10 protein-coding genes are annotated in these 8,492 nt (G+C 67.6%); 6 read left to right on the top strand and 4 right to left on the bottom strand.

Annotation, left to right across the window (positions count from 1 at the left end):
• Positions 1–249 precede the first annotated feature (249 nt).
• Positions 250–1,233 (top strand): aldo/keto reductase, encoded by a 984-nt coding sequence (locus AC5P68_RS09610; RefSeq protein ID WP_231522964.1) that lies wholly within the window; start codon positions 250–252, stop codon positions 1,231–1,233.
• A gap of 47 nt (positions 1,234–1,280) precedes the next feature.
• Here the strand turns inward: AC5P68_RS09610 and AC5P68_RS09605 are convergent, their stop codons facing one another.
• Complete coding sequence (locus AC5P68_RS09605; protein WP_197614314.1) at positions 1,281–2,180, bottom strand: LysR family transcriptional regulator; 900 nt, start codon at positions 2,178–2,180, stop codon at positions 1,281–1,283.
• A gap of 93 nt (positions 2,181–2,273) precedes the next feature.
• On the opposite strand from AC5P68_RS09605, the gene AC5P68_RS09600 reads away from it, so the two are divergent.
• Positions 2,274–2,483, top strand: a complete 210-nt coding sequence (locus AC5P68_RS09600; protein WP_005412490.1) for a DUF4287 domain-containing protein — start codon at positions 2,274–2,276, stop codon at positions 2,481–2,483.
• Positions 2,484–2,593: 110 nt separating this feature from the next.
• On the top strand, positions 2,594–3,301 hold the full coding sequence (locus AC5P68_RS09595) for a YitT family protein (protein ID WP_014036228.1): 708 nt from the start codon (positions 2,594–2,596) through the stop codon (positions 3,299–3,301).
• Positions 3,302–3,384: 83 nt separating this feature from the next.
• On the opposite strand, the gene AC5P68_RS09590 is transcribed toward AC5P68_RS09595, so the two are convergent.
• Both AC5P68_RS09590 and AC5P68_RS09585 read right to left on the bottom strand, forming a co-directional pair.
• The gene (locus AC5P68_RS09590) at positions 3,385–3,930 is read right to left on the bottom strand and encodes a DNA-3-methyladenine glycosylase I (RefSeq protein ID WP_033834834.1); all 546 of its coding nucleotides are present in this window, start codon (positions 3,928–3,930) and stop codon (positions 3,385–3,387) included.
• On the bottom strand, positions 3,927–5,714 hold the full coding sequence (locus AC5P68_RS09585; protein ID WP_231522966.1) for a DUF4153 domain-containing protein: 1,788 nt from the start codon (positions 5,712–5,714) through the stop codon (positions 3,927–3,929). Before AC5P68_RS09585 ends, AC5P68_RS09590 begins: the two co-directional genes overlap by 4 nt.
• Before the next feature lie 91 nt (positions 5,715–5,805).
• On the opposite strand from AC5P68_RS09585, the gene AC5P68_RS09580 reads away from it, so the two are divergent.
• The 3 genes from AC5P68_RS09580 to AC5P68_RS09570 are packed head-to-tail and all read left to right on the top strand — an operon-like array spanning position 5,806 to position 7,825.
• On the top strand, positions 5,806–6,372 hold the full coding sequence (locus AC5P68_RS09580) for a YqgE/AlgH family protein (protein ID WP_231522967.1): 567 nt from the start codon (positions 5,806–5,808) through the stop codon (positions 6,370–6,372).
• Positions 6,365–6,859: a Holliday junction resolvase RuvX gene (gene ruvX, locus AC5P68_RS09575; protein WP_005408378.1), complete on the top strand. Its 495-nt coding sequence runs from the start codon at positions 6,365–6,367 to the stop codon at positions 6,857–6,859. Before AC5P68_RS09580 ends, ruvX begins: the two co-directional genes overlap by 8 nt.
• A 15-nt stretch (positions 6,860–6,874) precedes the next feature.
• On the top strand, positions 6,875–7,825 hold the full coding sequence (locus tag AC5P68_RS09570; protein WP_231522968.1) for an aspartate carbamoyltransferase catalytic subunit: 951 nt from the start codon (positions 6,875–6,877) through the stop codon (positions 7,823–7,825).
• Positions 7,826–7,918: 93 nt separating this feature from the next.
• Here AC5P68_RS09570 and AC5P68_RS09565 read toward each other — a convergent pair whose 3' ends face one another.
• Complete coding sequence (locus tag AC5P68_RS09565; protein ID WP_231522969.1) at positions 7,919–8,410, bottom strand: REP-associated tyrosine transposase; 492 nt, start codon at positions 8,408–8,410, stop codon at positions 7,919–7,921.
• Positions 8,411–8,492: the final 82 nt, after the last annotated feature.

Genomic DNA, 8,492 nt, shown 5'->3' with positions numbered 1-8,492 from the left:
CTAAACGGCGTCAAACGGGCATTTTTATGGTGGTTCATCCGGGCTCTTTGGGGACTGGATAGGTGTGGTAACCACCATTTTCCAAAGATGCCCCGGATGAACAACCTACCGAGAGATCACAACTAACAGTCGACTCTACCGGGCGCGTTGGCGATTGATGAATTCCAGTCATGACCAACTGCAATGCTGCCCATTCAATCGGCGGCCCCTGCAGGCGTATCGTCAGCGTTCCCCCTCTGGAGCATCACGATGCAGACACGTGAACTCGGCCGCAGCGGCCTGAAGGTCTCCGCCCTGGGCCTGGGTTGCATGGGCCTGACCCATGCCTATGGCCAGCCGGTCGAGCGCAGCCAGGGCATCGCCCTGCTGCACGCCGCCGTTGAACGCGGCGTGACCTTCTTCGACACCGCCGAAGTGTACGGCCCGTACACCAATGAAGACCTGCTCGGCGAGGCCCTGGCGCCTTACCGCGACAAGCTGGTGATCGCCACCAAGTTCGGCTTCAAGGATGCGCGCACCGATACCGGCCTGGACAGCCGCCCCGAGAACATCCGCGCCGTGGCCGAAGCCAGTCTCAAGCGCCTGCGCACCGACCATATCGACCTGTTCTACCAGCACCGTGTCGACCCGAACGTGCCGATCGAGGACGTGGCCGGCACCGTGCGCGACCTGATCGCCGAGGGCAAGGTCGGCCACTTCGGCCTGTCCGAGGCCAGCGCCACCACCGTGCGCCGTGCGCACGCGGTGCAGCCGGTGGCTGCCGTGCAGAGCGAATATTCGCTGTGGTGGCGTGAACCGGAGCGCGAACTGCTGCCGGCCCTGCAGGAACTGGGCATCGGCTTCGTGCCGTTCAGTCCGCTCGGCCGTGGCTTCCTGACCGGCGCGATCAACGCCGACACCACCTTCGACGCCAACGATTTCCGCAACAGCGTGCCGCGCTTCGAAGTGGAAGCCCGCCGCGCCAACCAGGCGCTGGTGGATCGCATCAGCACGATTGCTGCAGCACGCGGCGCGACCCCGGCGCAGGTGGCGCTGGCCTGGCTGCTGGCGCAGGCGCCGTGGATCGTGCCGATTCCGGGCACCACCAAGATCCACCGCCTGGAAGCGAACCTGGGCGCGGCTGACCTGCAGCTGGCGCCGGAAGAACTGCAGCGCATCGCGCAGGCGCTGGACGAAGTGTCGATCGTCGGTGAGCGCTACAACGCACAGCGTGCGGCCCAGGCCAAGGGCTGATCACCGGGTGCGGACCGAGGTGGGTGCGGACCGTTGGTCCGCACACCTCATCCAGCCATCGGCCCGCGCAGCGCATCCAGCACCGTGCGCATCGCCACCGTGACGTGGCGGCGCGACGGGTAGTACGCGTAGTAGCCATCGAAGTGCGGGCACCAGTCGTCCAGTACCGACTGCAGGCGGCCATCGTCCAGCATCGGCTGCACCTGGTCTTCCGGCAGCCAGGCCAGTCCGCTGCCGGCCAGCGCAGCGGCGCGGGTCATGCCCATGGTGTTGAAGGTCCACTGGCCGCTCACGCGCACGCTCAGTTCGTTGCCGTCCTGGCCGAAATCCCACGGCATCAGCCCGCCATGCGTGGGCAGGCGCAGAGTCACGCAGTTGTGGCCTGCCAGCTCGTTCGGATGGCGTGGCACCACATGCTGGCGGAAGTAGCTGGGTGCGCCGACCACGCGCATGCGCAGCGGCGGGCTGATCGGCACGGCGACCATGTCGCGCGCCAGGCGCTCGCCGAGGCGGATGCCGATGTCGTAGCGCTCGGCCACGATGTCGGCCAGCCCGTAGTCGGCGGTCAGTTCCACCTTGAGATCCGGATACTGCTGCAGCAGCGGCGCCAGCCGTGGCCAGGCGATGTACTCGGCGGCATGGCCGGTGGCATTGATGCGGATGGTGCCGGCCGGGCGTTCACGGTATTCGGCCAGCGCGGCCAGTCCGTCCTCGATCTCGGCCAGGCGCGGGCCCAGGGTGTCGAGCAGGCGGGCACCGGCTTCGGTGGTGGACACGCTCCGAGTGGTGCGGGTCAGCAGGCGCACACCCAGGCGCTGTTCCAGGCCGCGCATGGCATGGCTGAGCGCGGACTGGGACACGCCCAGCTGGGCGGCGGCCTTGGTGAAGCTGCCCTCGCGGGCAACGTGGACGAAGGCCTGCAGGTCGTTGAGGTTTTCGCGGGGCATGACGGGATGTTACGGCTCCCGGATTGAACGGACCTGTCGATTTCCGGCTCCCCTGTTCGTCGTACCGGTACATCCAACGCAAGGAGCTTCCGCATGAGCACTGAAAAGCCCAAAGGCCCGGCCTCGTATTTCCCCTCCATCGAGAAGACCTACGGGCAGCCGGTGGCGCACTGGTTCGGGCTGCTGGCCGGGAAGAAGGGCCTGAAACACATGGAACTGGTCAGCTTCCTGAAAAGTGAGCATGGGTTGGGCCATGGCCATGCCAACGCGCTGGTGGCGCACCATCTGGCCGGCAAGGGCTGAGCAGCGGCGGGCAGGAGATAGCGCGGGGCGCATTCAGCTGAACGATTTCATCTGCAACTGTCATGCAGATCGTGTCTAATACCGCTCCCCACCTGCTGTTCCCCACCCGTATGTCCCTTCCCTCCCATGGCCCCGCGCCGTGCGACGACGCTGACGGCCACCTGGTCACCGCCGGTCCGCTGACCCCGCCGCCCGACAGCGCCGGCACCACCGCCGACGAAAAAGCGCTGCGCCACTCGATCGCCGAGGACGTGCAGGGCATGGTGCTGGCCACGATGGTGGCGTCGCTGGGCCTGGCCATCTTCGCCAAGGGCGGGCTGATGATCGGCGGCATGGCGGGCATGGCGTTCCTGCTGCACTACGCGATGGGCTGGAACTTCGGCCTGGTGTTCGTGCTGGTCAACCTGCCGTTCTACTGGGTGGCGCTGCGGCGCATGGGCTGGGAATTCACCCTGAAGACCTTCGCTGCGGTCACCGCCTGTGGCGTGTTGACCGACCTGCTGCCGCGCTGGATCGACTTCTCGCACATCAACCCGCTGTATTCGGCGATCGTCGGCGGTGCGTTGTCCGGCCTGGGCATCCTGTTCTTCATCCGCCATCGTGCCAGTCTCGGCGGCATCGGCATCCTGGCGGTGTACCTGCAGCGCACCCGTGGCTGGAGCGCGGGCAAGGTGCAGATGTCCTACGACGCCTGCCTGATGGTGGCCGCGTTCTTCGTGTTGTCGCCGTCGAAGGTGCTGTACTCGGCCATCGGCGCGGTGGTGCTCAGCCTGGTGCTGATGTTCAACCACCGCCCCGGCCGCTACATGGGCGTGTGACCGTTCAACGGGGTTGCCGGCCAGCGGCCGGCACTACCGGAACCCACGCGTAGTAACGCCGGGCCATGCCCGGCGGATATCCATCAGCGGGCGGCGGACTTCAGCCACGGCGGCGACAGCGTCAGCAGTCGCGCATGCACCGGGCAGTCCTCGGCATGCGCACCGGGCAGGTAGCCCAGGCTCATCAGGAACTCGCCGGTGATCTCGCCGCCGGTGAAGCGGAAGGTCTTCTTGAACAGCTTCACCCAGTCGGCCTTGCTGCGCGGGTGGTGCGCATCCAGCCACGACGCGAAGCTGCCGTGGCTGGCCCGCAGCTGCTGGATCACCTGCGCGTTGTGGATCGCCGCCAGCACCTTCAGCCGGTTGCGGATGATGCCCGCGTCCGACAGCAGGCGCTCGATGTCCTGCTCGGCGTACGCCGCCACGCGGTCCACATCGAAGCCGTCATAGGCCGTGCGGAAGCCCTCGCGCTTCTTCAGGATCGTTTCCCAGCTCAGGCCGGCCTGGTTGATCTCCAGCACCAGCCGTTCGAACAGCTCGCGCTCGTCACGCTGCGGGAAGCCGTACTCGTTGGCGTGGTAGTAGTCGTGCACCGGATGGCCCGGGGCGATGAGGCAGTAGCCGCTCATGGGGAAGGCTCGTTGGATTTGGGTTCGGGATCGATGGCCAGCGCAGGGTGTCCGCCGATGGACAGCATCGGCCAGCGCGGTGGCACGAGCGTGAGTTTGCCGTCACGCAGGGCCTGGTTGATCGTCTCGGCCTGGCCGCTGACGGTGCCGAACAGCGAACCGGCCCGGCGCCAGTGGGCATCCCTGCCACGTGCGTACAGCACGCAGTCCGGCCCACGGTGGGTGTAAAGCTCGCACAGCAGCACTTCGCCGGTGCCATCGCCGTCCAGGTCGCGATGCACGATCAGGCAGTCGCGCTCGCTCTGGGCGCAGGATTCGCCATCGATCGCGCGCGTGGCCAGTGCCTGCCACCAATCGTCCGGTGGCGAGCTGGATCCCTTGGCCAGCTTCAGCGCGCGCTGCAGGGCCACGACGTCCTGCGGCCCCTTGTCGAGGCGGTGGCCGTCATCCCAGCGCGAGGTACGTGCCAGCGCGGCAGCGATCACCTGTGGCGCGTTGGCATCGGCGGTGATGGCTGGATCACGCTGCAGCTCGCGCAGCGCCCGCACGCCGCGGTGGCCAAGATCGAAGCGCAGCACGTTGACGTCACTGCTGGTGATCGCGGGCGGGTCCGCACGCAGGCGCGCCAGCTGGCTGGACAGAGTCAGCCGCACCGGGTCCAGCAGCGGCGAGTTGCCCAGCAATGCCAGTGCCAGCACCGCCCAGCACATCCAGCGGTTGACCGGCTCCAGCATCTGCAACCAGCGGCGCTGCCGGCGCAGCACCGCCAGCGCGTAGCCCGTGGCATAGCCGGCCACGGCCACTGCGACGAGTACCGCCCAGAACCGGTCCACGGTCCAGCCGTACTGCACCACGCGCAGCCCCAGTGCGTACAGCGCCAGTGCGGCGTAGACCGGCAGCGCCAGCAGGCTGGCTTCAACCAGCCGGCGCAGCAGCAGCGGGTAGGGGGCGCTGTCTTCCCCCTGCTGGTGGACCGCATTGGTGAACGTCACCAGCAGCAGCGACAGCACCAGCAGCAGGCCGGCGGCCGAGCGGGTCTTCCACAACGGTTCCAGCCCGGTAAGCGGCAGGCTCAGCACGAACAATACGGCGATGAACGAGAGCAGCGGCAACAGCCCACGGCAGATCGCGAACAGCACCTGGCGGGTGATCTGGATGGCGCGGTGCTGGGTGCGCCCGATCAGTACGCCGAACCCGGCCAGGCTGCCGGTGGCCAGTGCGATGAACCCGTCCTGCCGGAACAGGTCGCGGAAGACGGTCACGTCGAGCAGCTGGAACAGCGCCGACCACAGCCACAACAGCAGCCAGGTCAGCCCGGTGAACAGTGCCGCCAAGGCCAGGGTCAAACCATTCTGCCAGGCGCGCTCGAACAGCTCGGGGTAGCTGGCACGCCAGTGCCCGTGCTGCAGCTGGAACTGCCACCAGGGCAGGACCACGAACACCGCCACGGCGATGCCCAGGGTCAACGGAAGCTGCAGCGCGCCCGATTCCAGTGCGGTCTCGCCAGTGAGGTTCCAGCCGATCCAGGCGGCCAGCGCCAGCACCACCGTCGAGCCGAGCACGGCCTGCAGCCACAGGCGGCGCTGGCCCAGCTCCACCAGACTCAGCGCCACCGCGCTGGGAATGGCCAGCACCCAGGCGTACCAGCAGTAGCGCCAGCCGATATCGCGGAACGGCCACGCGTCGGACAGTTCCTGCGCGGCATACAGCATCAGGCCCTGCAGCAGGGCAAGCAGGACGATGGCGCTGCGTGCCGGCAGGGTCAGGGGCGTTGAAGACTGCATCGATGACCTTCCATGGCAAAGCACCATCCTAGCCCATCGCTGTTCGACGCCATCGCGCGACCATCCCGCCCCCAGCAGGTAGAATAGGACCATGCCTGTAGCGCCGACCTCCCTTGCCGATCACCTGCTCGTCGCGCTGCCGTCGCTGCTCGACGCGACCTTCGCCCGCAGCGTCGCGCTGATCTGCCAGCACGACGAGAACGGGGCGATGGGCGTGCTGGTCAACCAGCCTTCCGAGTACACGCTGGGTGAAGTGCTTGCACAGATGGACATCACCACCGGTGATGGCGACCTGCAGGCGCGCATGGTGCTCAACGGCGGCCCGGTGCATCCCGAGCGCGGCTTCGTCATCCATGACGACGCGCGGGCGTGGGATTCCAGCCTGACCGTGGGCGACGGCCTGTACCTGACCACCTCGCGCGACATCCTCGAAGCGATGGCGCGCGGCGAAGGCCCGGCCAATGCCGTGGTCACCCTCGGCTGTGCCGGTTGGGGCGCAGGGCAGCTGGAAAGCGAGCTGTCCGAGAACAGCTGGCTGACCGTGCCGGCCGATGCCGAGCTGGTGTTCCAGCTGCCGCTGGAGCAGCGCTGGCAGGGTGCGGCCTCGCGCATCGGCGTGGACCTGTTCCGGCTGACCGACTACAGCGGCCATGTCTGAGCCCATCACGCCCGCGCCGGATTCTGCTGCCCCGGCGATCCGCCGTGACGGCACCGTTCTGGGTTTCGATGTCGGCTCGCGACGGATCGGCGTGGCCATCGGCAGTGCCTTCGCAGCGCATGCGCGCGCGGTGGCCGTGGTCGATGTGCACGGCAACGGCCCGGACTGGACCGCGATCGAACGCCTGCTCAAGGAATGGAAGCCCGACGGCCTGGTGGTCGGCGACCCGCTGACCCTGGACGGCCAGGACCAGCCCAACCGCAAGCGCGCGCAGGGCTTCGCCCGCCAGCTGCGGGAGCGCTTCAAGCTGCCGGTGGTGATGATCGACGAGCGTTCCAGCTCGGTCGAGGCCGCACGCCGCTTCGCCGTCGAGCGCGCCGAAGGGCGCAAGCGCCGCCGTGATGCAGCTGCCCTCGATGCCGTCGCCGCAGCGGTGATCATCGATCGCTGGCTGTCGTCGCCGGACGACGCCACCCCCATTCCCTGACTGCCCGACACCGCCATGACCGCCCAGCAAATCGATGCCTCCGGACGCCTGCGCCACCTGCTGACCCTGGAGGGCCTGCCGCGCGAAACGCTGCTTCAGCTGCTCGACCGCGCAGGGCAGATCCGCGATGCCGCAGTCGGCCGCGTCGGCAACAAGCGCCAGGTGCTGGCCGGTTCGGCGGTGTGCACGCTGTTCTTCGAACCGTCCACGCGCACCCGCAGTTCGTTCCAGCTGGCCGCGCAGCGGCTGGGGGCGGACGTGCTGAATTTCGACGCCTCGACCTCCTCTACCCGCAAGGGTGAGACCGCCTGCGACACGCTTCGCAACCTGGAAGCGATGGGCGTGCGCGGCTTCGTGGTGCGCCACCCCGATGACGGCGCCGTGGCCGCACTGGCCGATGCGGCAGGCGAGGGCACCGCGCTGATCAATGCCGGTGACGGCCGCAGTTCGCACCCGACCCAGGGCCTGCTGGACATGCTGACCCTGCGCCAGGCCAAGGGCCCGGATTTCTCGAAGCTGAAAGTCGTGATCGTCGGCGACGTGAAGCACTCGCGCGTGGCCCGCACCGACCTGCATGCGCTGCGCACGCTGGGCGTGGGCGAGATCCGCGTGTGTGGCCCGCAGTCGCTGCTGCCGGACGACGAGACCCTGAAGGGCTGCGTGGTCGGCGATGATTTCGACGCGATGCTGGAAGGCGTCGATGCGCTGATGATGCTGCGCCTGCAGCGCGAGCGCATGGAAGAAGGCCTGGTGCCGTCGCTGGAGCAGTACCACGCGCAGTACGGCCTGACCAGCGAACGCCTGGCGCGCGCGGGCAAGGATGCCGCGGTGCTGCACCCGGGCCCGATCAACCGCGGCGTGGAAGTGACCGACGAGGTGGCCGACGGCTCGCAGTCGTGGGTGCTGCGCCAGGTCGCCAACGGCGTCGCCGTGCGCATGGCCGTGCTGGAAACCCTGCTGGGCTGACCACCCGGGTGAGGTAGGTGTCAACCTTGGTTGACACACTCACCGCCCGGTTCGTGCGCGCACTGTTTTGGTAGATGCCAACCTTGGTTGGCACTATCCACCGGTGCTAATGTCATCGGGCAGATCACATAGCGCCCCAAGCTCCCATTCGCACCATGCATGCGGATATTGCCCAAGCCGCGTCGTCAGCCCAGCCCTGATCGGATTTCCCATCAGGTACATCGCATGCCGGTGCAACGATTCGTCAGAGCGGATCGCATGATCGTGATAGCAGGCCTGCCAGAAGCGCCCGACTCGCCCCAGCAGCCGGTTTGCCTGCCGGGCTGTGCGCGACTTGAAACGCTTCATGACGGTTTCCAGCGTTCCCGCACGTAGTTCGACCAGCCAGTGGATGTGGTCGGGCATGACCACGTAGGCAATCGAGCGGGTGAAGCCCTCCTGATCCAGTCGCTGGAATTCGCGGACTGCCAAGGCGGCCGCTGCGGCGTCGGTGAAGAGCGGCGCGCGTTCATGGACGACGGTGGTGAGGATATAGCTGAGGCCGACGCTGGAGCGACGGCCGAGCAGGAGACGGGTGTTCTGCATGGAGGAAGCATGGACGGGCCTGCTTCCAGTGAACATCGGGGAATGGCTTGGTTTCAGGTAGGCCAGTGCCAACCAAGGTTGG

This window comes from Stenotrophomonas sp. YJH_SMC_58 (assembly GCF_059369635.1).
The sequence above is the reverse complement of the archived record's forward strand: the minus strand, read 5'-3'. Positions and strand labels throughout refer to the sequence as shown.